The following is a 24,585-nucleotide window of genomic DNA, read 5'->3' as shown; positions in this document are numbered from 1 at the left end:
GCGCATCCTTCGACACCGCTGCTCTCCCCGAGGTACACGATGACCGACCGGCTTCGCCCGCGCCCGTCCCGCCTGCATCGCGCGCCCGCCGCCGCGCAACGCGCCGCCGTGCGCGTGCCGCTCGACCCGTCTGCCCGGTTTGGCCGGTTTGTCCTGTTTGGCCCGTATGCCCCGCTCCACCGCCTCACCCATCGCGTTGCCCCGTTCGCCGCCGCCGCGCTGCTCGCGGCGCTTGCCGCGTGTTCGAGCGCCGGTGCAGGGGGCCCTGGCAGCGCGGCCGCTGCGTCGGCTTCCGGCGCGACGTCGGCGCAGGCGGCCGGCGCGGCATCCGCGAGCGCCGCCGCCGCGCCGCCGGCCTTCGGCGTGCGCACGGCCGAGGCGGCCAGCGGCTGGAACGACAAGCCGGGCTGGTCGGCGCAGCGCGAGATGATCGTCGCGGCGAACCCGTACGCGGCGCAGGCCGGCGACGAGATCCTCAAGGCCGGCGGCAGCGCCGTGGACGCCGCGATCGCCGCGGAACTGGTGCTGACGCTGGTCGAGCCGCAATCGTCGGGGATCGGCGGCGGCGCGTTCCTGCTCTACGCCGACGACAAGACCACCGACGCCTACGACGGCAGCGAGATGGCCCCCGCCGCCGCCACCGAACACCTGTTCCTCGACCGCGACGGCAAGCTGCTGCCGCCCGCGCAAAGCGCGGCGGGCGGCCGGCCGGTGGGCGTGCCGGGCATGCTGCGGATGCTCGAACTCGCGCACCATGCGCACGGCAAGCTGCCGTGGCGGCGGCTGTTCCAGCCGGCGATCCGGCTCGCCACGCAGGGCTTCTCGATCGGCCCGCGCCTGGCCGCGCAGATCGCGCGCGACCCGTGGCTGCGCAACGATCCGGCCGCGCGCGACTATTTCTACGAGAAGGACGGCCGGCCCAAGGCGGCCGGCACGCTGCTGCGCAATCCGGCGCTGGCCGCCGCGTTGCGGCAGATCGCGGCCGGCGGCGCGAACGCGTTCTACGGCGGGCCGCTCGCGCGCGACATCGCCGCGAAGGTGAGCCAGTCGGCCAACCCCGGCCTGCTGAACCCGCAGGATCTCGCGCGCTATCGCGCCGTGCCGCGCGCGCCGTTCTGCAGCGATTACCGCAAGTGGACGCTATGCGGGATGCCGCCGCCATCGTCGGGCGGCATCGCCGTCGCCCAGATGCTCGGCCTGCTCGACGGCCTGCCCGACTGGCAGCGCATCGGCGCGCAGCGGCCGGTGCCCACCGCGCTCGGCGTCGAGCCCACGCCGCAGGCCGCGCACCTGTTCAGCGAGGCCGGCCGCCTGGCCTATGCCGATCGCGCGCGTTACGTCGGCGACCCGGACCGCGTACCCGCGCCCGCCGGCGACTGGCAGCGGCTGATCGCCCCCACTTATCTGGCGCAACGCCTGCAACGGCTCGGCGACACCAGCCTCGGCCACGCCGACGCGGGCGTGCCGCCCGGCTCCTCGCTGGCCACCGCGTTCGGCGACGACGCCGACGCGCTCTCGCCGCCGCCCGCCGCGAGCGAACTGAGCGTGGTCGATCGCAACGGCGCGGTGGTGTCGATGTCGTCGAGCCTGGGCGATCCGTTCGGCGCGCGGCTGATGGTGCGCGGCTTCCTGCTCAACGACGCGCTGACGGGCTTCTCGCGACAGCCGCGCGATCACGGCCGGCCGCTCGCGAACCGCCTCGACGGCGGCAAGCGTGCGCGCGCCTCGCTCGCGCCCGAGCTGGTGTTCGAGCGCGGCACGCGCCGCGTTGCGCTGGCGCTCGGCGGCGCGGATGCGACGAGCGTCGCGAAGACGCTGATCGGCATCGGCGATTGGGGCATGACGATCCAGCAGGCCATCGCGCTGCCGAACCTCGGCTCGCGCAACGGGCCGACCGAAGTGGAAGCAGGGCGTGTGTCCGATACGCTGATCGATGGCTTGAAGCGGCGCGGCCACACGGTCGTCGTGACCGAACTGAACTCGGACCTGACCGGTTTGCAGCGCGTGACGGTGGACGGGCAATCGCTGTGGATCGGCGGGGCCGATCCGAGACGGGAAGGCGTGGCGGCGGGGGATTGAGGGGAAGCGGCAACAACAGCGGACACCAGAGCGATCGCGCAAGGCGGCGCGATCGCAAGCCGCCAAGCCTCGCAGCGGCAGCCCGCTTCGCAGCGGCGCCAGCCACCGCGTCAGACAGCGATAGCGGAGGTACGAGCCGAAGCGGCGGCGCAACAACCAAAGCGGACAACGAAGCCACCGAACAAAGCGGCCCGATCACGCGCAGCCAAACCTCACGGCCATCGCCCTACCCGCGCCCCTTCCACGGCACCAGCCGCCGCTCCAGCGCGCGCATCGCGAGGTCGAACCCCCACGCAATCGCGCCGATCAGCACGATCCCCATCACCACCACGTCGGTGCGCAGGAAGCTCGACGCGTTGAGTACCATCTGCCCGAGCCCGGCCGTGGCCGCCACCATCTCGGCGGCCACCAGCGTGGTCCAGCCGAAGCCGATCGCGATCCGCAGCCCGGTCAGGATTTCCGGCAACGCGGCCGGCAGCACCACGTGACGCACCACCTGCAACGGGCTGCCGCCCAGCGAATACGCGGCGGCGATCTGCTCGTGCGTCGCGCTGCGCACGCCGGCGCGCGCGGCCATCGCGATCGGCGCGAAGCAGGCCAGGAAGATCACGACGATCTTCGCGGTTTCGTCGATTCCGAACCAGATCACCACCAGCGGCAAATAGGCCAGCGGCGGCAACGGCCGATAGAACTCGAGCGGCGGATCGAGCAGGCCGCGCGCGACGCGGCTCACGCCCATCAGGATGCCGGCCGGAATGCCGAACAGCGCCGCCAGCGCGAACGCGCCGAATACCCGCAGCGCGCTCCAGCCCAGATGCTCGATCAACGGCACGCCGCCCTGAAGCTGCCCGCGCCAGGCCTCGACGAACGCCTGCCAGACGGCGGCCGGCGACGGCAGAAATAGCGGGGGCACCCAGCCGAAATACGTGGCGGCCCACCAGAGCAGCGCCAGCCCGGCCACCGATGCCGCACTGAGCGCGGCCGTCGGCCCTTCGCCGGGGCGTCGTGCGCCGCGATGCGCGGTGCGGCGGCGCGGTGTCGTGGGGGCAACGGGCAGAGCCGGCCGCGTTGCCGCATCGGCCGCACGCCCCTGCCCGGCGGCCATGCGCGGCTGCGCCTGCCACGTCACCGTGCGCGAGCGCGTCCGATCGTCCGGGTGCGGCGGCGCACCGGCCTCCAGCGCGATGTCGTCGTGCGCGCTCATGCGGCCTCCTTCGCGCTCGTGCGCCCGTGCAGCAAACCGATCAGACGCTCGCGCCACGCGATGAAGTCGGGCGACGACTTCACGCCGCGCGCATCGCGCGTCTGCACGAAGCGCCGCGCGAACGGCAAGTCATGCGTTTCGGCGATGCGGCCCGGCCCCGGCGTCATCACCACCACGCGCGTGCCGAGAAACAGCGCCTCCTCCACGTCGTGCGTGATGAAGAACACCGTCTTGCCGGTGCGCGCCCACAGGTCGAGCACCAGTTCCTGCATCGACTCGCGCGTCATCGCGTCGAGCGCACCCATCGGCTCGTCCATCAGCAGCACGCGCGGGTCGCCGGCCAGCGCGCGGGCGATGCCCACGCGCTGCTGCATGCCGCCCGACAGCGCGTACACGCGCGAGCGCGCATGCCGCTCCAGCCCGACCAGCGCAAGAATCTGCCGCGCGCGCGCCTCGCGTTCGGCGCGCGCCACGCCCTGAAAGCGCAGCCCGAGCGCGACGTTGCCGAGCACGTCGAGCCATGGCAGCAGCGCGTATTTCTGGAACACCACGCCGCGCTCGACGCCCGGCCCGAGCACCGGCTCGTCATCGAGCCGCACCTCGCCGGTGGTCGGCGCAACGAAGCCCGCGATGCAGTTCAGCAACGTGGTCTTGCCGCACCCCGATGCGCCCACCGCCACCACGAACTCGCCGCTGTCGATCGACAGATCGACGTCGACCAGCGCCTGCGTGTCGCCGTGCCCGCGCTCCCCCGGATAGGCGACCGACAGCCGCCGGATATCGAGCCTGCTCATCGCGCGTTCCTCCTTAGCTCGCGCTCAGTGCGCGGCGGCCTTCACGAATTGCGGATCGACGCCGACCGAGTAATCGGGCAGCACCGCCTGGATGGTCCCCTGCGACTTCAGGAACGCGGCCGTGGCCGCCAGCGATTTCGCCGCGCCCGATTGCGCGCCGCCGCCGAGCCAGGTCGTCGAGGCCTGTTCGGCCGCCGACGGGAATGCGTACAGCGCGAGGCTGGCCGGCACGTCGTCGGCATTCGCACCCGACTCCTTCGCCACCGCGGCGGCCTGCGCCGAGCCCTTGCCCCAGGCGTTCGGATGCGCGCGGTAATCGGCGTCGGCCGCGGCCAGCACCTTCACGAAGCGCGCGACGAATTCGGGGTTGTCGTGCGCGAAGCGGCGCGTGGCGACGAAGCCGTCGAACGTCGCCTTGCCGGTGGCCTTCGCCACCTGGCCCGACGTGATCAGCACCTTGCCGTTCTGCTTCACTTTCGCCAGCACCGGATCCCAGATATAGGTCGCGTCGATGTCGCCGCGCGCCCACGCCGCCGCCACTTCGGGCGGACGCAGGTTCAGGATCTTGACCGAGTTCGGATCGACGCCGGCCTGCTGCAGCGCGACCAGCGCGTGGAAGTGCGAGGTCGAGACGAACGGCACGCCGATCTTGTGGCCCTTCAGGTCGGCCACGCTGTTGACGCCCGAGCCGTTGCGCGCGACCAGCGCTTCGGCGTCGTTGATGTTGTCGAGAATCCAGAACAGCGAAAGATCCACGCCCTGCGACAAGCCCGCCGCGATCGGCGCCGAGCCGGCCTCGCCGAGCTGCACCGAGCCCGAGGCGAGCGCGCGGATCACGTCGGCGCCGCTGCCGAGCTTGCGGAAGGTAACCTTATAGCCGGTGGCCTTTTCCACCTCGCCCGTCGCCTGCGCATAGCGCCACGGCACCACCATGTCCTGATACGCGATCACCACTTCCTTGTCGGCGGCCCGCGCCGGGGCGGCGGCGAGCGTCAGCGCGGCAACGGCGCCGGCAAGCGCGAGGGTCAGGACGGTGCGGACGGAACGGAAACGCGGCATGGCTTACCTCTCGGGTCGGATGCGGTGGTTCGAAAACGCCCGACTATAGAGACTTCATGCCCACGCGGTTCTATCGATTCCTGCGATGCAATTGACGCTGCTGACGCTATGCATTTCGCGCTGAAGCGGATGCCGCCGGCAATGACGCGACAGCCGCGCCCCAAAACGAAAAACCCGCCTCGCGGCGGGTTCTCGTCAAATCGGCCAAGCAGCGGGTTTCAGACCACGCCCGCGCCGTGCGCCTGCAGATCGGCGTGGTAGCTCGAACGCACCATCGCGCCCACCGCCGCATGCGTGAAGCCCATCTTGTAGGCCTCTTCCTCGTACATCTTGAAGACGTCCGGGTGCACGTATTCGCGCACCGGCAGGTGGTGCTCCGACGGTTGCAGATACTGGCCGATCGTCAGCATGTCGACGTTGTGATCGCGCAGGTCGCGCATCACCTGGAGGATTTCCTCCGGCGTTTCGCCCAGGCCGACCATCAGGCCCGACTTGGTGGCGACATCCGGATGCAGCGCCTTGAAATCCTTCAGCAGCTTCAGCGAATGCGCGTAGTCCGAACCGGGGCGCGCTTCCTTGTAGAGGCGCGGCACCGTTTCGAGGTTGTGGTTCATCACATCGGGCGGCGCGGCGTTCAGGATGCCGATCGCGCGGTCGAGACGGCCGCGGAAATCGGGCGTCAGGATTTCGATGCGGGTGTCCGGCGACTGCTCGCGCACCTGGCGGATGCACTCGACGAAATGGCCGGCGCCGCCGTCGCGCAGATCGTCGCGATCCACGCTGGTGATCACCACGTACTTGAGCTTGAGCGCGCCGATGGTGCGCGCCAGGTTGCCCGGCTCGTTCTCGTCGAGCGGATCGGGGCGGCCGTGGCCGACGTCGCAGAACGGGCAGCGGCGCGTGCACTTGTCGCCCATGATCATGAACGTGGCGGTGCCCTTGCCGAAGCATTCGCCGATGTTCGGGCAGCTCGCTTCCTCGCACACCGTATGCAGGTTGTGCTCGCGCAGGATCGTCTTGATCTCGTTGAAGCGCGAGCTGCCGGTGGCCGCCTTGACGCGAATCCAGTCGGGCTTCTTGAGCTTCTCGATCGGGATGATCTTGATCGGGATGCGAGCCGTTTTCGCCTGCGCCTTCTGCTTGGCGGTCGGATCGTAGGCGGCCGATTCGGCCGATGCCGGAGTTGCGATTACGTCAGTCATTCGTGTGTTCCAGTGCCTGCGGCAATACGGCGGCGGGGGCGCCGTCAAGGTTGGCGGTCAGACGGCGCACGAGGGTATCGGCCACGTTCCGCCAGTCGGCGACCACGCCGACGGCCGCCATGTCGACCGTCTCGAGTCCCGCGTAGCCGCACGGATTGATCGCGAGAAACGGAGCGAGATCCATCCGGACATTGAGACTGAGCCCGTGATAACTGCATCCGTTGCGAATTTTCAGGCCGAGCGCGGCGATCTTTGCGCCCGCATGCGGCCCCGATTCCACGTAGATACCGGGCGCGCCCGCCTTGCGGACCGACGCGAGATTATACGCCGCGAGGGTCTCGATCACGGCCTGCTCGATCCGCTCGACCATCGGGCGGACCATCAGCTTGCGGCGGCGCAGGTCCACCAGCAGGTAGGCGACGATCTGGCCGGGGCCGTGATAGGTGATCTGCCCGCCGCGATCGACCTTGACCAGCGGCACGCCGCTGTCGGCCACCAGCAGGTGCGCCGGGTCGCCGGCCTGGCCGAGCGTGTAGACGGGCGGGTGTTCGACGAGCCAGATTTCGTCGGCGGTATCGGCGCCGCGCGCATCGGTGAACGCGCGCATCGCATCGAAGGTGGGCGCGTACGGCGCGCTGCCGAGCCAGCGCACCACGAGCGACGGCAGTGCGGCCCCGTTTTCGGACGGCGCGGCACTGCCGGAATCGATGGAATGGGGGGACAAGTGGGTGACCGGCGGCGCTGACATGGGCGCTAGTTTACCGAAAACCGCCCCGCGCCGCCGGGCCTCGTACACGGCCCGATCTGGCCCGAGTCACGCTTACACCGCGCTCACACCACGCGCCAGCCGTCGTGCAGCCGCGTCGAGACCCAGTTCGCCAGGCGCTTCAGCGCCGAGCGCGCCGCCTGGCACGGCGAGGGCACCACGCTGAACGCAACCTGCGCCGACGCCGGCCCCTCCACGCCGAGCCAGAGGCGCTCGCCGCGGCGCAGGCGCAGCGTCGCGCCGGGGGCCAGGAAGTAGTCGTCCACGTCCTCGCTGCGAGTGGCCCACACCGTGGCGCCCTGCACGGTCAGGCGCGTGCTGTGCGCCACCACCATCGGCACCGTTTCGCCAGCCTGGATCTCGAACACGAAGTTCGTCGAAATTTCTCTCATGATGCGCTCCGGAAATCACATTGGAATGACTACAATCCTAGGCACATCAAGGGTTTACGCAAAACGATACGTTTTCACGTTCTTGTGAGAAAAATTAGCAAGTGGACCTACGCAAACTGCCCCCGCTGAATGCCCTGCGCGCCTTCGAGGCCGCCGCGCGCCATCAGAGCTTCTCGCGCGCGGCCGACGAGCTGTTCGTCACGCACGGCGCGATCAGCCACCAGGTGCGCTCGCTCGAGGAAGAACTCGGCGTGCCGCTGTTCACCCGCAACGGCAAGCGGCTCGCGCTGACCGACACCGGCGAGCGCTACGCGCTGCAGGTGCGCGCGGCGCTGACCATCCTGCACGACGCCACGCTCGACGTGCGCGCGACCGACCGGCGCAACCGTCTGGTGGTGTCCTCGCTGCAGTCGTTCGCCGCGCGCTGGATCACGCCGCGCATCGGCTCGTTCATCGATCGCCATCCCGATATCGATCTCGAACTGCAATCCACCAATTCGCTGACCGATTTCACGCGCGACGACGTGGACCTCGCGATCCGCTTCGGCAAAGGCGTCTACCCGGGGCTGCACGTCGAGAAGCTGTTCGACGAGCTGTTCTTCCCGGCCTGCGCGCCCACGCTGAACGGCGGCGTGCTGCCGAAGGCGCCGGCCGATCTGGTGCACTACCCGCTGCTGCGCTCCGACGACGAGCTCTGGCGCCCATGGTTCGACGCGGCCGGGCTCGACCGGCTGACCGAGCCGAAGCGCGGCGTGCTGTTCCACGATTCGTCGCAACTGGTGCAGGCGGCCATCGACGGCCAGGGCATCGCGCTGGTGCGCCGCTCGATCGCCGCCAGCGAGCTGGCCGCGGGCCGCATCGTGCGGCTGTTCGACATCACCGGGCCGAGCCCGTGGCACTGCTATTTCGTGTGTCAGCCGAACCGGCTGAACCTGCCGCGCGTGCAGGCGTTCCGCAACTGGATCCTCGAACATCTGGCCACATTCGAGGCGGATTGGGCGCGCCTCGATACGCTGCACGCGGCGCGGCACGGGCAGCACGATGGGCATGCGCAGTTGGAGGCGGTGCAGCGGGAAAAATCGGGGGAGGATGAAACGAACAATGCGGCGGGGGAGACAGCGGGGGGTGACGCTGGCGAGCAAACCGAACCGGCGGCGCGGCGCGGCGGCCGACGCCGCCACCCCGACACGCCGGAAAGCAGCGCTTAAAGCACGACCTTGACCATCGGGTGGCCGGTCAGCGAGCGGTAGATGTCGTCGAGCTGCTGCTGGCTGGTGGCGCGCACGGTGATCGTCAGGCCCGTGTAGTTGCCGCCGCTCGACGAGCGCTCCTCGATCTTCTCCAGATCGATTTCATTGTCGTGCACGGCCACGACCTTGAAGATCGTGTCGCGAAATTCGGGATGGGCCTTGCCCATGATCTTGATCGGGAAATCGCAGGGGAATTCCAGCAACGTGTCCTTCCTGGTATCGATCGCGCCAGTCAGTTCGACTGTCTTGGTCGGGTCGGTCGTCATAAGCTTCTCCAGAAAGAATCGATAAAAACGCGCTCAGGCGGAGGCCAGCTCGCGCGACTTGGCGCGCTGGTAGGCCTCGTACAGCGCAATGTACACGGGGCCCGGGCGCCCGTCCTGCACCGGCAGATTGTCGAGCGACGTGACGGGCAGGATTTCCTTGGTGGCGGAGGTCAGCAGGATCTCGTCGGCCGCGCGCAGTTCGGCTTCGTTGATCTCGCGCGCGACGAACGGAATCCCGCATTCCTCGGCCAATTCCTCGACGAGCGCGTAGCGCACGCCCTCGAGAATCTTGTTGCTGCGCGGCGGCGCGAGCAGTTCGCCGTTCTTGACCACCCACACGTTCGACGACGACGCTTCGGTCAGGTTGCCGTCACGCAGCTGGATCGTCTCGAACGCCTCGCGCTGCGCGGCATGCTGGGCCATCAGCACGCTGCCGAGCAGCGAGGTGACCTTGATGTCGGCGTGCAGCCAGCGGCGATCCTCGGCCGTCACGCAGCGCACGCCGGTGGTGCGGATCTCGTTGCCGGGCAATTCCATCGGGCTGACCATCATGAACACGGTCGGCACGATACCGGCCGGGAACGCGTGGCCGCGCTTCGCCACGCCGCGCGTGATCTGCAGATAGACCTTCGCATGCGCATCGCCGAGGCTGTCGGCATTGGCCGCCAGCAGCTCGTCGATCAGCGCGCGCCAGCCGGCGTCGTCACGCGGGTTCGGGATGTCGAGCTTCTTGAGGCTGCGGTCGAGCCGCGCCAGGTGCTGCGGCAGCCGAAACGGCCGGCGCGTGCCCTCGTGCAGATAGAGCGGCGCCACCTCGTACACGCCGTCGCCGAAGATGAAACCGCGATCGAGCACCGGCACGCGCGCCTCGGACAGCGGCACGCGCTGCTCCTCGGCATTGACGCTCAGATAGACGACGGGGTCGAAATCAGCTTGGCTCATGGCGATCAACGAAAGTGGATGAGGCGTTCGACACGATGGCGCGCCGCCGGGGTGCGATGTAGCGGCCAAATACAGCGGCCGAATGCAAAGGCTGGCCGCGAAACCGGAATGCAAGGCTTCGCGGCCAGCCCGAGCCGACAGCTTACCGCCGACGGCGAAATCACGACGCGGCAGCAGCCCTCGGCCACCGCCCCGCTCGTGCTTACTTCTTGGCGAACATCAGCAGGATCGAATCCCAGATGCGGCCGAACAGGCCCGCTTCCGGCACCGCCTGCAGCGCGACGACCGGGAACTGCGCGACCGTCTTGCCGTCGGCCACGAACTGCACCGTGCCGACCTGCTGGCCTTCGGCCAGCGGCGCGATCAGCGGCGTGTTCAGCGTGACCTGCGGCTTGATCGTGTCGCCCACGCCCTTCGGCAGCGTGACGAACTGATCCTTCTGCACGCCGACCTGCACCGCGTTGTCCTTGCCCTTGTACACGCGCGGCGTGGCCACGGCCTGGCCGCCCTTGTACAGACGCACGGCGTCGAACGCGCTGTAGCCGTAGTTCAGCATCTTCATGCTGTCGGCCACGCGGTCGCTTTCCTTGGTTTCGCCCATCATCACCGACACCAGACGGCGCGTGCCGCCATCGGCGCCCGGCAGCGCGCGCTTGGCCGAGGCGATCAGGCAGTAGCCGGCCGCTTGCGTGTGGCCCGTCTTCAGGCCGTCGACGGTCGGGTCGGTCCACAGCAGGCGGTTGCGGTTCGCCTGGGTGATGTTGTTGTAGCGGAATTCCTTGACCGAGAAGATGTTGTAGTAATCGGGGAAATCGCGGATCAGGCGCGCCGACAGCTTGGCCAGGTCACCGGCGGTGGTGTAGTGCTGCGGATCGGGCATGCCGTTCACGTCGGCGAAATGCGTGCCGGTCATGCCGAGCTTCTGCGCCTCGGTGTTCATCAGGTTGACGAACTGCGACTCGCTGCCGCCGACCAGCTCGGCCAGCGCGATGGCGGCGTCGTTGCCCGACTGGATGATCATGCCGTACACGAGGTCGTGCACCGACACGGGCTTCTCGGCTTCGATGAACATGCGCGATTCGTCGGTGCCGACGCGGCGCACGGCGTCGCTCGGCGTGACGATCTGCTCCATCGAGATCTTCTTGGTCGACAGCGCCTCGAACACCAGGTACGCCGTCATCAGCTTGGTCAGCGAGGCCGGCTCGACGCGTTCGTCCGCGTTGCCGGAAGCGAGCACCTGGTTGCTGCTGGCGTCGACCAGCACCCACGAGCGCGCGTTGACGCCCGGCGGGGGCACCGCGCCCGGCATGAAGGTAGCCGGCGCGCCGGTGGGCGCCGCAGCGGCGGCGGCGGCTGCCGCGGCCGCCTTCTTGGCAGGCTTGGCCTGCGCGACGGCAACCGTCGTCACGAGCGCGGCGGGCACCACGACGCCGAGCGCGATATTGCGCGCGGCAGCAGCGAAGGCGGTGGAGGAAGCGAGAGACTTGAGGCCTACGGAGGACAAACGCATGATCGATTCAGGCTGATGGCAGAAAGTGCTGCGCACGGGGCGCAAGATCGGGGAACCGGGACGGCGAGCGGTCCGGCCGGCACCTGGGCGGAGCCTGACACGGCGCGCAGAGTTGGACAGGCGGCGGCAGCGGCGGTTCGCGGCGCGTGGGTGACGCGGCGTCGCGGGACGCTGCCGCGCGCACCGCCGAGGGTGCCGCGCGACGCGGGCAAACCCGGCCATTATACGGGCGCGCGGCGGGCCGAAGCCGCCGTAAGCCGTTTCTGTCGTATGCGACAAACAGATGAAAGGCGCCGCGCCGTCAGCCCGATGCAAGCCGGCAAGCCCTCGCGCCGGGGCACGTCAACGCCAGGCGTCGACGATCACGCGCTTGAGGATATGCAGCTTGCGGTGGAAGAAATGCTCGGCGCCGGGGATCACCACCACCGGCAGCTCCTGCGGCCGCGCCCAGTCGTAGACGGACGCGATCGGCACCGTGTCGTCGGTCTCGCCGTGAATCACGATGGTGTCCTCGGGCACCTCGGCCACCGCCCAGCGGCTCGCCGCCGTGCCGACGAACACCATGCGCTCGACCGCGTCGCCGCGCTCGCGCAACTGCTTGGCCACATGCGACAGCACGAACGTGCCGAACGAGAAACCGGCCAGCACCAGCGGCAGCGTCTCCTGCCCCGGCTGCGCGCGCATGTGGGCCAGCACCGCGAGCAGGTCGTCGGTTTCGCCCTGGCCGTTGTCGTGGGTGCCCTCGGTCTCGCCCACGCCGCGGAAGTTCGAGCGCGTGACGATGTAGCCGAGTTGCGTGAAGATGCGCGCCAGGGTTTGCGCGACCTTGTTGTCCATCGTGCCGCCGAACAGCGGATGCGGATGCGCGACCAGCGCGATGCCGCGCACGGGCACCTCGTCGGGCGGCAAATCGACGGCGATCTCGATGCGGCCCACCGGGCCGTCGATCAGGGATTTCTGCGTTTGGGCGTTCATGCGGCGTCCGGATACGGGTGAAAAGCGCGTGCGCTCAGATCTTCAAGCGGTCGACCACCTTGCCGTCGCGCAGGTGCGATTCGACGATCTCGTCGATGTCCTGCTTGTCGACGTAGGTGTACCAGGTGCCTTCGGGATAGACCACCATCACCGGGCCTTCCTCGCAGCGGTCGAGGCAGCCGGCCTTGTTGATGCGGACCTTGCCCGCGCCGGACAGGCCCAGTTCCTTGACGCGCTTCTTCGCGTATTCCTGCATGTGCTGCGCATCGCAGTTCGCGCAGCTCGGACGGTCCGCGCCGGGATCGCGCTGGTTCAGGCAGAAGAACACGTGGTGCTGGTAGTAGCTGGCGTTCATGATGTGGGGGCCGCCCGCGTGCGTCGTGCGCCGCCGGCTGAATTGGGTAGGTGTCGGGAGGACCGATTATAGCGAGCGGTGGCCGCGCCTGCTGCCGCCACCGCCCTCACCGCGAACCACCGTCCTGCCCATCGCCATCGCCCGCGCGCCGGCGCGTGCGCCGCCCGAGCCAGCCACGTTCCGCGTGCCACGCAAGCCACACCAGCGCCGCGTACGGCCAGCTCCACGCGAGCCAGCGCGCGATGCCGTTGAAGTGCAGATAGCGGCCCTGGCTCCAGCCCGACAGCGCGTAGTCGAAGAACGGATTCGCGGGCAACAGGTTGACCAGCAGCAGCGACACGGCCAGCGCCACGGCGGCGGCCGTCGCCCGCCACACCGCGCGCAGCCGCAGCGAAACGAGCGCCGCCGCCAGGCCGGCCGCAATGCCGCCGCAGGCGCCCGGCGTCGCCCAGTCGAACGACAGGCCGCTGCGCAACTGCAGGAAGGTGGCCGCCGTCTTCAGCATCAACACCACGGCCACGAACGCCAGAGCAAGCCGCATGCGCGGCGCCTGGCGGCGCATCGTCAGCGACGCCAGCGCGAGCGCCGCATACAGGCCGAGCCCGGCCAGCACGACTTCCCAGGCGCTGTCCGACAGGCGCGCGTCGAGCGCGTCGGGCCAGATGTCGAGCCGCCAGTGCGCCGGCGCCCAGGCCAGCAGCGCGTCGCGCATCGACAGGTCGGCGCGGTCCCACAGCTCGCTCGGCCAACTGCCGATGCCGAACAGGAACGGCGACGGGAACAACACCGCGAACGGCCAGAGCGCCGACAGCAACATCGGCGTGGCCGCGTCGCGCTCGAACCACGTGTCGCGCAGCCGCCGCATCACGCCGCGCTCGACCAGCGCGGGCACGACCGGCGCCGCGATGGCCGCGCCGAGCAAGGCGCCGAGCGCGTTCGCGCCGAGATCGAGATTCGACGCCACGCGCGTCGGCAGGTAGGTTTGCAGCGCTTCCATCGAACCCGACACGAGCGTGCCGAGCAGCGTCGCCAGCAGCGCGGCCGGCACGCCCTTCACGCGCGGGTACAGCGCGGCGACGGCCAGCGCACCGAGCGGCAGGTAGCCGATCACGTTGGTGACGACGTCGAAACCCGTCCAGTAGCGCGGCATCGGCGCGAACAGGTAATCGAACGGGCCGACGCCGAGCGAGCGCCAGCCGAGAAACGGGTACAGCGAGGCATAGACGACCAGCGCCGCATAGGCCGCGAACAGCCGCCGCCCCAGCGACGACGGCCCGCGCGACGGCGCAGCGACGGGCGTCATCGCGGCGGCTCCGTGCGACGGGAAGCCGGCCGCGCGCGCGTCATTGCGGCCCGCTGGCCTGCACGGCGAGCCACGCCACCATCTGCGTGACGAGATCGTTGCTGGCGGCCGCCAGCGCGCTCGCGCCGCCCGCCGCATCGGGCGAACTGGCCGGCGCGCGCGCCACGAACGTGCGCTGGCCGAGCAGCGTGCCGTCGCGCGTGAGCGTGGCGCGCACCGATACCTCGCCGTGGCTCTGCGACTGGCCGTCGAACACCTGCTCGAACGTGTTCAGCTCGACGCGCAGCACCGCCGCCCGCACCGCGTCGCCGCCGTCGAGCACCGCGCCGCGCGCCGACAGCGCGGCGCGCAGGCGCTGCGTCAGCAGTTGCGCGGGCGGCGCGGTCCAGCGGCTGTCGCGATAGGTGTCGATGCGCTGCGCATCGACGTAGGCCAGGCGGTAGACGAACTTGTCGGTGTCGAACGCATCGGGCGCACGCACGTCGAGCACCTTGATCACCGTGCCCGAGGCGGGCGACGCCGTCAGCGTGGACGGATCGAGCGGGCCGAGGTCGTAGCGGATGTTCGACATGCGGGCGGCGTCGCTCGCGCAGCCGGCGAGCAGCGTGAACGCGAAGGCGGCGCCGAGCGCGGCGCAGCGACGGGCCAGGACGGGAGAGAAGCGTGACATCGCGGATTCCTGCATGGTCGTGATTGCCTTGACGGTGGCCGCGTCGTGACGGCCGTCGGTTGCTAGGGCCGCCGCACGAGGCAACGGCCTGGTTTCGGTGACGGATTGCGGAGCGTGGTTCGACGCCGTACGCGGCAGCCGGTGCTCGACAGGCTACGGGCACGGCGGCACGCCACCTGCCCCGCCCGCACGTTCAACGGCCGGCCGGTTGCGGCCAGGTGAAGCCCGACTCGCCCGGGCCCGGCAGGCCGGCGCTGGCGCCGAACAGCAGGCTGCGCGGGTTACGGGTGAACGCATCGGCCGCATCGCGCACGGTGCGCGAGGTATCGCCGATGTTCATGCTCAACGCATTGACGCGCGGCAGCGTCTCGTAACGCACGCTCGCATTCAGTTCGGACAGCGTCTGATTCATCGAGGTCAGCGCAGTTCCCGCCTGTTCGGCCGCCCGGCCGGCGCGGTCGAGGTTGGCGGCCAGCGGGCCGCGCGGCGCGAGCAGCGCATCGGCCGACGCCAGCGCCTGATTCATGCGACGGGTGGTTTCGGGCAACTGCGCCGTGACCGGTTCGAGCGAATGCGTCAGCGTGCTGACGCCGTCGGCGGCCTGCTGCACGCTCTTGGCGGTCGATTCGAGTTGCTCGCGCATCTGCGGCGACAACATGGCGTTGACGGCCTGCGCGGCCACTTCCATCTGCTTGAGCAGCCCGTCGCCGCGCTTCTGGAGTTGGTCCAGCAGGCTCGGGTGGAGCGGGATCTGCGCGATCGCCTTGTCGGAGGTCGGCAGCGGCGCGGGATCGGTGCCGGTGTCGTCGAGCTGCACGAACGCGATGCCCGTCACGCCCTGGAAGCCGAGGCTGCCGTAAGTCGAGCGCGTGATCGGCGCGTCCTTGTCGACCAGGATGCGGATGTCGATCTCGCCCGGGTGCGTCCGGTCGAAATGGATCGACGCCACCTTGCCGACACCCAGCCCGCGATAGCGCACGTCCGCATCGGGGAACAGGCCCGTCACGTTGGTGCGCGCGACGAGATCGTAGGGAATCCGTACCGAGCGGTCGACGTTGAACCAGAACACGGTCGCGATGATCGCGAGCAGCAGCCCCAGGGTGAACAGCCCGGCCCAGAATGCATGTGATTTGTTTTCCATTCGCGATTCCTTCCAGTTACAGCTCGACGCTGGAGAGCGCCGGCTCGAGCGCCGCCTTCGGCAGCTTGGCACGCCGCTCGGGCGGCAACGCCTGCAGCGCACGACGGCCGCGCAGTCCGAGGAAATATTCCTTGATGAACGGGTGATCGACGCTGGCCGCCTCCTCCACCGGTGCGGCCACCAGCACCTTGCGGTCGGCGATCACCGCCACCCGCGTCGACAGCGCCACCATCGTATCCAGATCGTGCGTGATCATCACGACGGTCAGGCCCAGCGTGCGGTGCAGCGTGGCGATCAGGTCGACGAATTCGTCGGAGGCGCGCGGGTCGAGCCCGGCCGTGGGCTCGTCGAGAAACAGCAGCTCCGGCTCCAGCGCGATCGCGCGCGCGATGCCGACGCGCTTGATCATCCCGCCCGACAGCGCCGACGGCATCTTCGAGGCATGCTTGCATGGCAGGCCCACCATCTCCAGCTTCAGCATGACGATCTCGTGCAGCAGATCCTGCGGCACCCGGCCCAGCTCGCGCAGCGGCTGGGCGATGTTGTCGAACACCGTCAGCGACGAGAACAGCGCGCCTTGCTGGAACAGCATGCCCGAGCGGCTGCGCATCACGCGTGCCGAATCGGTGTCGAGCGCGGCGAGGTCCTGGCCGAACACCCGCACGGTGCCCGAGGTGGGCCGCTCCAGCCCGAGGATCTGCCGCACCAGCGTGGTCTTGCCGGAGCCCGAGCCGCCGACGATCGAGACGATCTCGCCCTGCCGCACGTCGAAATCGAGATGTTCGTGAATCACGTTGCGACCGTAGCGCTTGGTCAAGTCGCGCACTTCGATCACGTAGTCGGGCGCGCCGTCGCCCTCGGCGGCCGTGCGCATCGCGGCGGCGGCGGTGCCGGCGTCGGCTGCATCGGCTTGATCGGCGGAAGTCGGCCTGTCGTTCATCATCCGAGCCCCACGTTCTGGAACAGGATCGCAAACACGGCGTCGGCGAGGATCACCACCGTGATCGAACTGACCACCGAGGTGGTGGTGCCTTGACCGAGGCTCTGCGAATTGGCCTTGATGCGGAAGCCGAAATGGCAGCCCACCAGCGCGATCAGCATGCCGAACACCACGCCCTTGCCGACCCCGATCCACAGGTTCGCGATCGGCACCACGCTCGGCAGCGAGCGCACGAAGAAATTGACGTCGATGCCGAGCACCAGCTTGGCCGCCAGCGCGCCGCCCGACAGCGCGACGATGTTGGTCCACATCACCAGCAGCGGCATCGCCACGCCGAGCGCCACCACCCGTGGCAGCACGATCCGCAGCCCGTGCGGAATGCCCATCACGCGCATCGCGTCGAGTTCCTCGGTCACCCGCATCACGCCGATCTGCGCCGTGATGGCCGAGCCGGAGCGCCCGGCCACCAGGATCGCCGACAACACCGGCCCCAGCTCGCGGATCACCGACAGCCCGAGGATGTTGACGATGTAGCGGTTCGCGCCGAACTGCTGAAGCTGCTGCGCCGACAGGTAACTGAGCACGATGCCGATCAGGAACGCGACCAGCGCGGTGATCGGCAGCGCCTTGGCCCCGGCGTTGTAGACGTTCGCCGAGATTTCCGTCCACGGCATGGTTTTGGGACGGCGCAGGATCGAGCCGAAATCGAGGATCACGCGCCCGAACATGCCGATCCCGCCATACAGATGCTCGCCGAACTGCATCAGCGACAGGCCGAAGCGCGTGATCGGATCGTGTCGCACCACCGGCTCGGGCGCCTCGCGCGCCTCGTCGAGGCGCTGGATCCGTTCGAAGATGGTGCTCTGGTTGGCGGTGAGCGCCACGCCGGCCGGCAGCCGACGGCCCCATGCGCGCCAGAGCGCCTGACCGCCGACGTGGTCGAGCCGCTCGATCGCCGAGAGATCCCAGCGGCCGCCCGGCCCGTCCTGCGCGCCGCCGCTCGACAATTCGCGCGCGAGCTTTTCCGCGCGCCGCACCACGGCGCCACGATTGCGTGCGAGGGCCAGCGCGGTCCATTGCCCGGACAGGCGCACGGTCTTGTCGCCGCCGCCGGCATCGACCGACAAACCCGGTGGTGTCTGGAAGTCCAAGGAACGGCCGTCTCGAAAAAAGTGACAGCGGCCATTGTATCGAACCCCATCTGTGCGCGCGCCAGAAGCTGATCGGCCGTGACGCGCCCGAGGAAATCTTCCCGCTTTCGATCCGCCGGATTTCATTTCGACGTCACGAACGCTTTCGATACTTGAACTCGGTTCCGGCCAACGGCATCCGCACGCCGTTCATTCCGCCCCCAAAAAACAGACAGGACATTCCGATGCGCTTCGATTCGCCGTCCGCCGCCATGCAGGCGCTCGTCAGCCGCTTCCCGGCCGACATCGACAGGGTCACGTCGCCCGACCTGAACCACGCAATCGACCTGACGCAATGAAGACGACGATGCGCAGTTTCACCACGCTCAACGCGGGAGGCGCATCGACGGCCGCCTCCACTGCCCCAACGCACGGTTTCGCCCGCGCGGCTCGCTTCACCCTGCCGACCACCGGCATGTTGCTGGTGGCCGCGCTGCTGGCGGCGGGCGTGGCGGCCGCCGGCTGGGACGGCAGCGCCAGCCGCGCCGATCGCGTGCAGATCGAGGCATGGCGCGCGAGGGTGGCACAGGCGAGCGAGCCACGCGCGATGCAGCAGTTGCGCGAACTGGCGCGCGACGGCCGCGGCGACGCGCAGGTCGCGCTCGGCACCGCGCTGCTCGGCTCGCACGATACGGGCCTGCGCGACGAGGGGCTCGGCTGGCTCGAAACCGCCGCCGAGGCCGATCCGGCGGCGCACGACGGGGCGACGGCCGCGACCGTGCGCGAAGCCCGCTTCGAACTCGACAAGGCGCGCGTGTTCGGCAATCGCGGCGTGACGCGCGACGAGGATGCGTATCACGCGCCGTGGCTCGAAGCCGCGCGTGCGCTGAAGCAGCCGGCAAGCGCGCCTTAAGCGGCACGGAAGACGGTGAGGCGAGCGTGCCTCGGCCTCGCCGCGTTCGAGTCTTCTGATCCAGCCCCGTCGTTTCAGCGCGCCGGATCACCCTCGGCCCGCCCGCCTCGCCGCGTGCGCCGGCACCCCGTCATCCGCCTGGGTCGGCGCCGTCGGCGCGACACGCGCCGGATCGATCCCGTGCGCGCCGGCTCTCGTACAATAGCCGCCATGACAGCCTCCACGCCCCTTCCCGACGACGCGCGGATCGATCCGGCGCGTGCGCACGCGCTTCCCGCCTCGGCCCCCGAACCCTGGCCGCTCGACATCGTCGACGCCACCGGCTCGACCAACGCCGACCTCGCCGCGCACCTCAAGACGCTGCCGCGCACGCGCGCCGCGCTGCCCAGGCCGATCGTGCGCGTGGCCTACGAACAGACCGCCGGCCGCGGCCGCCAGGGCCGCCCGTGGTTCGCGTTGCCCGGCAACGCGCTGCTGTGCTCGGTCGGCTGCGTGCTGCCGCGCCCGGTCGATGCGCTGGCCGGCCTGAGCCTCGCGGTGGGCGTCGCGCTCGCCGAGGGCCTCGGCACGCTGCCGCTGCGCGGCCAGCGCGTGCGCCTCAAATGGCCGAACGACCTGCTGCTGACCGACCGCGACACGCCGCTCGGCAAGCTCGGCGGGATTCTCGTCGAAACCGTCTGGAATACCGCCGACGCCACCGCCATCGTGATCGGCTTCGGCATCAACGTGCGCGGCGCCGAAGCCGTGGCCGCCGAAGTCGATGCGCTGCGCGCGCGCGACGCGGCGCTGGCCGGCGCGTTGCCGCCCGCCGCGCTGTCGGCCGCCTGCCCGTCGGCGAACCTCACCGATACGCTGGCCGCCGTGCTCGACCCGCTCGCCACCGCGCTCGAACATTTCTCGGCGGCCGGCCTCGCGCCGTTCCGGCAACGCTGGGCCGCGCTGCACGCGCATGCGGGCCGCGAGGTGGTGCTGCTCGAACAGGGCCGGGAAGTGGCGCGCGGCATCGCCATCGGCATCGACGAAACCGGCCAGTTGCTGCTCGACACGCCCGACGGCGAACGCGCGATCGCGGCCGGCGACATTTCGCTGCGCGCATCGGGTGAGGTGGGTGCCGTGGGCCATGGCGGCATCGGTGGCGAGGTCGCGCCATGAGCGAACTGGCGCTGCTCGTCGACGCGGGCAACAGCCGGATCAAATGGGCGCTCGCCGACGCGGGCGGCCGGATCGTCGCGACGGCGGCGTTCGACCATGCGAGCGAAGCCGACACAACCTCGGAGGCCACGGTGGCCGCGCCGGTCGATGCGGCGGCGATTCCCGCCTGGCCCGGGCATCCCGCACCGCGCGGCGCGTGGGTTTCGAACGTGGCCGGCGCGGCGCTCGGCGCGCGCATCGACGCGCTGATCGAGGCGCGCTGGCCCGGCCTGCCGCGCACGCGCGTCGCGGCGCGCGAGGCGCAATGCGGCGTGACCAACGGCTATGCCACGCCGTCGCAACTGGGCAGCGACCGCTGGTGCGGCCTGATCGGCGCGCGCGCGGCCTATCCGGGCGAGGCGCTGCTGATCGCCACGTTCGGCACCGCCACCACGCTCGAATCGCTGAACGCCGACGGCCATTTCACCGGCGGCCTGATCGCGCCGGGCTGGGCGCTGATGATGCGCGCGCTCGGCCAGCACACCGCGCAGTTGCCGACGCTGTCGACCGACACGGCGCAGCGCCTCGTCGGCGAACTCGGCAGTGCGCCGGGCCGCCTGCCGTTCGCCGTCGACACGGCACATTCGCTGTCGGCCGGCTGCCTGTATGCGCAAGCCGGGCTGATCGAACGCGCCTGGCGCGACCTGTCGAACGATGGCGCGCAGCCGGTGCGGCTGCTGCTGTCGGGCGGCGCCGCCGACGCCGTCGCGCAGGCGCTGACGGTGCCGCACACACGGCACGATGCGCTGGTACTGTCGGGGCTGGCGAGAATCGCTGCGGAAGCCTGCGCCACGCCGCAACAACGCGGCACGGCCTGACCGGGCCACCGCGCGGACGATTCACCGGGCAAGCAGGACCCAAGCAACAGCAACTAGCAGCAGACAATACCAAGCAATATCGAGCAACACGGAGCCATGCGGAACATGCCGGGCGCGGGACTGGGCCGGGCACACGAACGACTGACGGTCGAAGGAGAGCTGGGGCGATGCTACGTTGGATTATCTCGATTTTGGTGGTGGCCAATCTGATCGCCCTGGCGGCGCAGCAAGGCCTGTTCGGTCCGCAACCGGCGGCCGGGCCGCGCGAGCCGTCTCATCTGACGCAGCAGGTGCACCCGCAGGCGCTGCGCGTCGCCGCTACCGTGCAGGCCGCCGAAGCGCCGGCCGTGGGCGGGCCGATTGCCTCGCCGTCGGTCGAATCGATGTTGCTCGGGGCATCGTCTGCAGAAGCGGCTTCCGCGACGGCGACGGGCGCGTCGGATGCCGCATCGGCGCCCGCCGCGAGCGCCGCCACGTCGGCTGCCCCTGCCACGTCCGCCGCCTCCGCCCCTCACGCCTGACGCGCTGCGCGCTCCGGACTCAAGCCTGGTGCGCGCGCACCTTCTTCAGCAGCGAGGTGGTCGAGCGCTCGAACTCGAACGGAATCGCCAGCGCCGTGCCGCCCCAGCCGCGTACGAGCGCCGATTCCGGCAGCGCATCCATGTCGTAATCGCCGCCCTTCACGAGGATGTCGGGCCGCACCGCCGCGATCAGGTCGATCGGCGTCTTGTCTTCGAAACCCACCACCCAATCCACGCACTCGAGCGCGGCCAGCAACGCCATGCGATCTTCCTGACGGTTGATCGGGCGATCGTCGCCCTTGCCGAGCATGCGCACCGACGCATCGCTGTTCACGCCGACGATCAGGCACGCACCGAGCGCCTTCGCATCGGCCAGATAGGTGACGTGGCCGCGGTGCAGGATGTCGAACACGCCGTTGGTGAACACGACGGGCGCGTTCAGCGTGGGGCGCAGCGCGGCAAGCGCCTCGCGGGTGATGAATTTGCGTTCGAAGGCGGCGGGCATCGGGATTTCGGCTCCGGTCAGCGGAAGAATAAAAAAAGCCCGCGCGAAATGGCGGGCTTGGCAGCCTTGGCGGGCGGCGAACGGCGCCGCGTCAGGCGGCTTGCGTCGCGCCGGCGTCGGGCGTTGGCGTTTGCAGGCGAGCCGTGACTTCCTTGCGATACCGATTCAATTCCTGCGCCGTCGCGAACGTGCGCTCGAACAGGATCGACAGGTTGTGCAGGATACGGTCGACCACCTTCTTTTCCCAATCGCCGTCGAAGCGGATCTGCTCGTCGAGCCAGCGCTCGAGCCATTCCGGATCGGGCAGCCGCGACTGGATCGTGTCGCGCGGGAACAGCGCCTGATTCACGTGCAGGTTGGTCGGGTGCAGCGGCTTTTCGGTACGACGCGCCGACGCCATCAGCACGCCGATCTTCGCGAATGCCGAACGCGCGACGTCGCCGCAGTTCACCATCGCCTTCTTCATGTAGCGCAGATAGGCGCCACCATGACGCGCTTCATCGCGCGAGATCGTTTCGTAGATGTGCTTGATGACCGGCTCCGTGTGCCATTCGGCGGCACGGCGATACCAGTGATTCAGACGAATTTCGCCGCAGAAGTGCAGCATCAGCGTTTCGAGCGGCGGCGCCGGATCGAACTCGAAGCGCACCGCGTGCAGTTCTGCTTCGGTCGGCATCATTTCCGGCTTGAAGCGGCGCAGGTATTCCATCAGCACCAGCGAATGCTTCTGCTCCTCGAAAAACCAGACGCTCATGAAGGCCGAGAAATCGCTGTCGTGATGGTTGTCGCGCAGGAACATCTCCGTGGCGGGCAATGCCGACCATTCGGTGATCGCGTTCATCTTGATCGTCTTGGCCTGCTCGTCGGTCAGCAGCGACGCGTCGAACCGATCCCAAGGGATGTCCTTCTCCATGTCCCAGCGGACGGCTTCGAGCGATTTGTAGAGTTCCGGATAAAGCATGGTGTTCATGGTCCCACCCCTGTTGCGCAATGCGACTTCAAAACGTGACTGTTGGGCCGAGCGACCACAATTCGGACGCTCACCTGACGAAACGGTAATTTTACGCGCTAAACCGAGCGCCGGATGCAAGCGCATCGGCACATTTATTTGCGGCAGCGCAACCGCTTGTGGGGCGATACGTGCGACGCCCGAACCCATCGAGCTTCGCACGCACCCTGAGAGAAGGCCGGCTCAAGGCCGGCTGTCGTTGTCGGGACCGTGCGCGCAAGCGTCAGGGACGGATCGCGCCGCCAGCACCCGTCTGGATGATTTCGGCGTCGGCGATGATAGCACGCACCTGTGACGGATCCGCGACATGGATGCGGCAAAGAGTCGCTAAAAAGACACCCCGCACACGCCGCTATCGGCCCTCGCGCGGGCCGGGATTTCGTTCGGATATCGAACCGATTGGTGTGACGAAAGGCGACCCTGCGCGGCTGGCGGCCGACCTGCCGATGCCGGGCGCCGCGCCGCCGTTCTGCGCACCGGCCGAGGCGATCCACGCGGCCAGCGTGTCGCGCTGGCGCATCGCGTCGGCGCGCCCGAGCGCGATCAGCTCGCGCGTGAATTCGGCCTCGAACAAGAGATAGCTGGCGAACGACGCGCCGGCCGGCCGATTGCCGCCGATGCCGCCGAGCAGCGCGCGCACCGTGGCGGGCAGTCGCCGTAGATGCTTGGCTGCGATCAACTCGATGCGCTCGGATGGCGCGATCGCGAGCACATCCACATGCCGCCAGCCGCTTTCCGGCTCGACCTGGCGCGGCAGGTGCTCGACCACGCGGTTGATGTGCTCGATCCGCTCGATGTCGGTGCCGATCGAATCGAGAAACACGCTCGCCAGCACCTGCTGGCCGATCTGCGCGAGCGACGGATAGCCATGCGTATGCGCGATCTCGCCGTTCGCCACCGGCACCTCGGGCCGCGCGGCGGCCGCCCCCACCACCACGATGCGATCGGCGCCGAAATGGATCGCCGGCGACAGCGGCGCGATCTGGCGGATCGAACCATCGCCGAAATACTCGACGCGGCCATCGATCACGAGCGGCACCGCCGGAAACACGAACGGGATCGCCGACGAAGCGAGCAGATGCGCGGCCGACAGATCGACCATCCGCGCCGTACGCTGCGCGCGCCGCCATGCATGGATCGGCTCGCTGCCCGCGTAGAACGTCAGATGCCGGCCGCTCGTATAACTGAGCGCCGTGACCGACAGCGCATGCAGCCGGCGCGTGCCGAGCATCTGGTTGATCCGGTGCACGTTCAGTTCGCGCTGCAGCAGATGCGCGAGCGGCACGTTGTCGAGCAAGCCGCGCGGCGACTGGTGCGCGGCCCAGCCGATGCTCATCGCGGCCAGCCAGCGCGCCCCGGCGCCGGCCACGCCGAGCCAGTCGGTGCGGTAGATCATCTCGGCGCGCAGGTGCTCCCAGAACGCGAGCAGGCGGCCCGCGCCGTGCGGGAAATCGTCGGCGTGGCTGGCGACGGCGGCGGCGTTGATCGCGCCGGCCGACGAGCCGCAGACGATCGAGAACGGCAAGTCGCGGCGCGCCGGTTCGGCCTCGCGCGCGATCTCGGCCAGCGCGGCGAGCACGCCGGCCTGATAAGCGGCACGCGCGCCGCCTCCCATCAGCACGAGCGCGAGCCGCATCGGCGCCTCAGTCG

At 69.5% G+C, this 24,585-nt stretch carries 25 protein-coding genes; 6 read left to right on the top strand and 19 right to left on the bottom strand.

What is annotated here, in order from left to right; all coding sequences use genetic code 11:
- The first annotated feature begins 39 nt into the window (after nucleotides 1-39).
- Entirely contained in the window at nucleotides 40-2,079 is a 2,040-nt protein-coding gene (locus AB4851_RS18030; protein WP_414450925.1) for a gamma-glutamyltransferase family protein, read from the top strand.
- Between the two features lie 226 nt (nucleotides 2,080-2,305).
- On the opposite strand, the gene AB4851_RS18025 is transcribed toward AB4851_RS18030, so the two are convergent.
- The 6 genes from AB4851_RS18025 to AB4851_RS18000 all read right to left on the bottom strand — a co-directional run bounded on the left by AB4851_RS18025 (nucleotide 2,306) and on the right by AB4851_RS18000 (nucleotide 7,496).
- The gene (locus tag AB4851_RS18025; protein ID WP_414451882.1) at nucleotides 2,306-3,184 is read right to left on the bottom strand and encodes an ABC transporter permease subunit; all 879 of its coding nucleotides are present in this window, start codon (nucleotides 3,182-3,184) and stop codon (nucleotides 2,306-2,308) included.
- Between the two features lie 95 nt (nucleotides 3,185-3,279).
- Complete coding sequence (locus tag AB4851_RS18020; protein ID WP_414443185.1) at nucleotides 3,280-4,077, bottom strand: taurine ABC transporter ATP-binding protein; 798 nt, start codon at nucleotides 4,075-4,077, stop codon at nucleotides 3,280-3,282.
- Between the two features lie 24 nt (nucleotides 4,078-4,101).
- Entirely contained in the window at nucleotides 4,102-5,136 is a 1,035-nt protein-coding gene (tauA, locus tag AB4851_RS18015) for a taurine ABC transporter substrate-binding protein (protein ID WP_414443186.1), read from the bottom strand.
- A 218-nt stretch (nucleotides 5,137-5,354) separates the two neighbouring features.
- Nucleotides 5,355-6,338 carry a lipoyl synthase gene (gene lipA / locus AB4851_RS18010; RefSeq protein WP_414443187.1) on the bottom strand — a complete coding sequence of 328 codons (984 nt, stop codon included), beginning with the start codon at nucleotides 6,336-6,338 and terminating at the stop codon, nucleotides 5,355-5,357.
- A complete protein-coding gene (gene lipB, locus AB4851_RS18005) occupies nucleotides 6,331-7,086 on the bottom strand; it encodes a lipoyl(octanoyl) transferase LipB (RefSeq protein WP_414451881.1) in 756 nt (251 codons plus the stop codon). Before lipB ends, lipA begins: the two co-directional genes overlap by 8 nt.
- Before the next feature lie 83 nt (nucleotides 7,087-7,169).
- Nucleotides 7,170-7,496 (bottom strand): DUF2917 domain-containing protein, encoded by a 327-nt coding sequence (locus tag AB4851_RS18000; protein WP_414450924.1) that lies wholly within the window; start codon nucleotides 7,494-7,496, stop codon nucleotides 7,170-7,172.
- Between the two features lie 101 nt (nucleotides 7,497-7,597).
- Here AB4851_RS18000 and AB4851_RS17995 point away from each other — a divergent pair, with 101 nt between their 5' ends.
- Nucleotides 7,598-8,704, top strand: a complete 1,107-nt coding sequence (locus AB4851_RS17995; RefSeq protein ID WP_414450923.1) for a transcriptional regulator GcvA — start codon at nucleotides 7,598-7,600, stop codon at nucleotides 8,702-8,704.
- Here AB4851_RS17995 and AB4851_RS17990 read toward each other — a convergent pair.
- The 10 genes from AB4851_RS17990 to AB4851_RS17945 all read right to left on the bottom strand — a co-directional run bounded on the left by AB4851_RS17990 (nucleotide 8,701) and on the right by AB4851_RS17945 (nucleotide 18,125).
- On the bottom strand, nucleotides 8,701-9,012 hold the full coding sequence (locus AB4851_RS17990; RefSeq protein WP_414443191.1) for a YbeD family protein: 312 nt from the start codon (nucleotides 9,010-9,012) through the stop codon (nucleotides 8,701-8,703). The two genes, AB4851_RS17995 and AB4851_RS17990, sit on opposite strands and share 4 nt — an antisense overlap.
- Nucleotides 9,013-9,045: 33 nt before the next feature.
- Nucleotides 9,046-9,954, bottom strand: coding sequence for a D-amino acid aminotransferase (locus AB4851_RS17985; RefSeq protein ID WP_414450922.1), 909 nt, complete (start codon nucleotides 9,952-9,954; stop codon nucleotides 9,046-9,048).
- Nucleotides 9,955-10,156: 202 nt separating this feature from the next.
- Nucleotides 10,157-11,464: a D-alanyl-D-alanine carboxypeptidase family protein gene (locus tag AB4851_RS17980; RefSeq protein ID WP_414443193.1), complete on the bottom strand. Its 1,308-nt coding sequence runs from the start codon at nucleotides 11,462-11,464 to the stop codon at nucleotides 10,157-10,159.
- Between the two features lie 342 nt (nucleotides 11,465-11,806).
- Complete coding sequence (locus AB4851_RS17975) at nucleotides 11,807-12,439, bottom strand: alpha/beta hydrolase (protein WP_414450921.1); 633 nt, start codon at nucleotides 12,437-12,439, stop codon at nucleotides 11,807-11,809.
- A 34-nt stretch (nucleotides 12,440-12,473) separates the two neighbouring features.
- Nucleotides 12,474-12,794 carry a (2Fe-2S) ferredoxin domain-containing protein gene (locus AB4851_RS17970; protein WP_414443195.1) on the bottom strand — a complete coding sequence of 107 codons (321 nt, stop codon included), beginning with the start codon at nucleotides 12,792-12,794 and terminating at the stop codon, nucleotides 12,474-12,476.
- A 106-nt stretch (nucleotides 12,795-12,900) separates the two neighbouring features.
- The gene (locus AB4851_RS17965) at nucleotides 12,901-14,097 is read right to left on the bottom strand and encodes a VanZ family protein (RefSeq protein WP_414450920.1); all 1,197 of its coding nucleotides are present in this window, start codon (nucleotides 14,095-14,097) and stop codon (nucleotides 12,901-12,903) included.
- A 40-nt stretch (nucleotides 14,098-14,137) separates the two neighbouring features.
- Nucleotides 14,138-14,767 (bottom strand): ABC-type transport auxiliary lipoprotein family protein, encoded by a 630-nt coding sequence (locus AB4851_RS17960; protein ID WP_414450919.1) that lies wholly within the window; start codon nucleotides 14,765-14,767, stop codon nucleotides 14,138-14,140.
- A 193-nt stretch (nucleotides 14,768-14,960) separates the two neighbouring features.
- On the bottom strand, nucleotides 14,961-15,908 hold the full coding sequence (locus AB4851_RS17955; protein ID WP_414450918.1) for an MlaD family protein: 948 nt from the start codon (nucleotides 15,906-15,908) through the stop codon (nucleotides 14,961-14,963).
- Nucleotides 15,909-15,924: 16 nt separating this feature from the next.
- Nucleotides 15,925-16,851: an ABC transporter ATP-binding protein gene (locus AB4851_RS17950; protein WP_414450917.1), complete on the bottom strand. Its 927-nt coding sequence runs from the start codon at nucleotides 16,849-16,851 to the stop codon at nucleotides 15,925-15,927.
- Nucleotides 16,848-18,125, bottom strand: a complete 1,278-nt coding sequence (locus AB4851_RS17945; protein ID WP_414450916.1) for an MlaE family ABC transporter permease — start codon at nucleotides 18,123-18,125, stop codon at nucleotides 16,848-16,850. The genes AB4851_RS17950 and AB4851_RS17945 overlap by 4 nt, the downstream gene beginning before the upstream one ends.
- 208 nt (nucleotides 18,126-18,333) lie before the next feature.
- On the opposite strand from AB4851_RS17945, the gene AB4851_RS17940 reads away from it, so the two are divergent.
- From AB4851_RS17940 to AB4851_RS17925, 4 genes are all read left to right on the top strand, one after another.
- Nucleotides 18,334-18,891 (top strand): hypothetical protein, encoded by a 558-nt coding sequence (locus AB4851_RS17940; RefSeq protein ID WP_414450915.1) that lies wholly within the window; start codon nucleotides 18,334-18,336, stop codon nucleotides 18,889-18,891.
- A 210-nt stretch (nucleotides 18,892-19,101) separates the two neighbouring features.
- The gene (locus tag AB4851_RS17935) at nucleotides 19,102-20,043 is read left to right on the top strand and encodes a biotin--[acetyl-CoA-carboxylase] ligase (protein ID WP_414450914.1); all 942 of its coding nucleotides are present in this window, start codon (nucleotides 19,102-19,104) and stop codon (nucleotides 20,041-20,043) included.
- The gene (locus AB4851_RS17930) at nucleotides 20,040-20,900 is read left to right on the top strand and encodes a type III pantothenate kinase (protein WP_414450913.1); all 861 of its coding nucleotides are present in this window, start codon (nucleotides 20,040-20,042) and stop codon (nucleotides 20,898-20,900) included. Before AB4851_RS17935 ends, AB4851_RS17930 begins: the two co-directional genes overlap by 4 nt.
- A 167-nt stretch (nucleotides 20,901-21,067) precedes the next feature.
- Nucleotides 21,068-21,421 carry a hypothetical protein gene (locus AB4851_RS17925; protein WP_414450912.1) on the top strand — a complete coding sequence of 118 codons (354 nt, stop codon included), beginning with the start codon at nucleotides 21,068-21,070 and terminating at the stop codon, nucleotides 21,419-21,421.
- A 19-nt stretch (nucleotides 21,422-21,440) separates the two neighbouring features.
- Here AB4851_RS17925 and rfaE2 read toward each other — a convergent pair whose 3' ends face one another.
- From rfaE2 to AB4851_RS17910, 3 genes are all read right to left on the bottom strand, one after another.
- Nucleotides 21,441-21,926 (bottom strand): D-glycero-beta-D-manno-heptose 1-phosphate adenylyltransferase, encoded by a 486-nt coding sequence (gene rfaE2, locus AB4851_RS17920; RefSeq protein WP_414450911.1) that lies wholly within the window; start codon nucleotides 21,924-21,926, stop codon nucleotides 21,441-21,443.
- Nucleotides 21,927-22,017: 91 nt separating this feature from the next.
- Complete coding sequence (locus tag AB4851_RS17915; protein WP_414445667.1) at nucleotides 22,018-22,887, bottom strand: ferritin-like domain-containing protein; 870 nt, start codon at nucleotides 22,885-22,887, stop codon at nucleotides 22,018-22,020.
- A gap of 400 nt (nucleotides 22,888-23,287) precedes the next feature.
- Nucleotides 23,288-24,571 carry a patatin-like phospholipase family protein gene (locus AB4851_RS17910; protein ID WP_414450910.1) on the bottom strand — a complete coding sequence of 428 codons (1,284 nt, stop codon included), beginning with the start codon at nucleotides 24,569-24,571 and terminating at the stop codon, nucleotides 23,288-23,290.
- Nucleotides 24,572-24,585 lie beyond the last annotated feature (14 nt).

It is taken from the genome of Burkholderia sp. 22PA0099, from assembly GCF_047497165.1.
In the GTDB taxonomy this organism is placed as follows: Bacteria; Pseudomonadota; Gammaproteobacteria; order Burkholderiales; family Burkholderiaceae; genus Burkholderia.
This window is presented reverse-complemented; position numbering and strand designations above follow the sequence as displayed.

Excerpts from the sequence above, each read along its gene's own strand:
- AB4851_RS18030 (WP_414450925.1), top strand. The coding sequence starts at position 40 with ATGACCGACCGGCTTCGCCCGCGCCCGTCCCGCCTGCATCGCGCGCCC.
- AB4851_RS18025 (WP_414451882.1), bottom strand. The coding sequence starts at position 3,184 with ATGGCCGCCGGGCAGGGGCGTGCGGCCGATGCGGCAACGCGGCCGGCT.
- AB4851_RS18020 (WP_414443185.1), bottom strand. The coding sequence starts at position 4,077 with ATGAGCAGGCTCGATATCCGGCGGCTGTCGGTCGCCTATCCGGGGGAG.
- tauA (WP_414443186.1), bottom strand. The coding sequence starts at position 5,136 with ATGCCGCGTTTCCGTTCCGTCCGCACCGTCCTGACCCTCGCGCTTGCC.
- lipA (WP_414443187.1), bottom strand. The coding sequence starts at position 6,338 with ATGACTGACGTAATCGCAACTCCGGCATCGGCCGAATCGGCCGCCTAC.
- lipB (WP_414451881.1), bottom strand. The coding sequence starts at position 7,086 with ATGTCAGCGCCGCCGGTCACCCACTTGTCCCCCCATTCCATCGATTCC.
- AB4851_RS18000 (WP_414450924.1), bottom strand. The coding sequence starts at position 7,496 with ATGAGAGAAATTTCGACGAACTTCGTGTTCGAGATCCAGGCTGGCGAA.
- AB4851_RS17990 (WP_414443191.1), bottom strand. The coding sequence starts at position 9,012 with ATGACGACCGACCCGACCAAGACAGTCGAACTGACTGGCGCGATCGAT.
- AB4851_RS17985 (WP_414450922.1), bottom strand. The coding sequence starts at position 9,954 with ATGAGCCAAGCTGATTTCGACCCCGTCGTCTATCTGAGCGTCAATGCC.
- AB4851_RS17980 (WP_414443193.1), bottom strand. The coding sequence starts at position 11,464 with ATGCGTTTGTCCTCCGTAGGCCTCAAGTCTCTCGCTTCCTCCACCGCC.
- AB4851_RS17975 (WP_414450921.1), bottom strand. The coding sequence starts at position 12,439 with ATGAACGCCCAAACGCAGAAATCCCTGATCGACGGCCCGGTGGGCCGC.
- AB4851_RS17970 (WP_414443195.1), bottom strand. The coding sequence starts at position 12,794 with ATGAACGCCAGCTACTACCAGCACCACGTGTTCTTCTGCCTGAACCAG.
- AB4851_RS17965 (WP_414450920.1), bottom strand. The coding sequence starts at position 14,097 with ATGACGCCCGTCGCTGCGCCGTCGCGCGGGCCGTCGTCGCTGGGGCGG.
- AB4851_RS17960 (WP_414450919.1), bottom strand. The coding sequence starts at position 14,767 with ATGTCACGCTTCTCTCCCGTCCTGGCCCGTCGCTGCGCCGCGCTCGGC.
- AB4851_RS17955 (WP_414450918.1), bottom strand. The coding sequence starts at position 15,908 with ATGGAAAACAAATCACATGCATTCTGGGCCGGGCTGTTCACCCTGGGG.
- AB4851_RS17950 (WP_414450917.1), bottom strand. The coding sequence starts at position 16,851 with ATGATGAACGACAGGCCGACTTCCGCCGATCAAGCCGATGCAGCCGAC.
- AB4851_RS17945 (WP_414450916.1), bottom strand. The coding sequence starts at position 18,125 with ATGAAATCCGGCGGATCGAAAGCGGGAAGATTTCCTCGGGCGCGTCAC.
- AB4851_RS17940 (WP_414450915.1), top strand. The coding sequence starts at position 18,334 with ATGAAGACGACGATGCGCAGTTTCACCACGCTCAACGCGGGAGGCGCA.
- AB4851_RS17935 (WP_414450914.1), top strand. The coding sequence starts at position 19,102 with ATGACAGCCTCCACGCCCCTTCCCGACGACGCGCGGATCGATCCGGCG.
- AB4851_RS17930 (WP_414450913.1), top strand. The coding sequence starts at position 20,040 with ATGAGCGAACTGGCGCTGCTCGTCGACGCGGGCAACAGCCGGATCAAA.
- AB4851_RS17925 (WP_414450912.1), top strand. The coding sequence starts at position 21,068 with ATGCTACGTTGGATTATCTCGATTTTGGTGGTGGCCAATCTGATCGCC.
- rfaE2 (WP_414450911.1), bottom strand. The coding sequence starts at position 21,926 with ATGCCCGCCGCCTTCGAACGCAAATTCATCACCCGCGAGGCGCTTGCC.
- AB4851_RS17915 (WP_414445667.1), bottom strand. The coding sequence starts at position 22,887 with ATGCTTTATCCGGAACTCTACAAATCGCTCGAAGCCGTCCGCTGGGAC.
- AB4851_RS17910 (WP_414450910.1), bottom strand. The coding sequence starts at position 24,571 with ATGCGGCTCGCGCTCGTGCTGATGGGAGGCGGCGCGCGTGCCGCTTAT.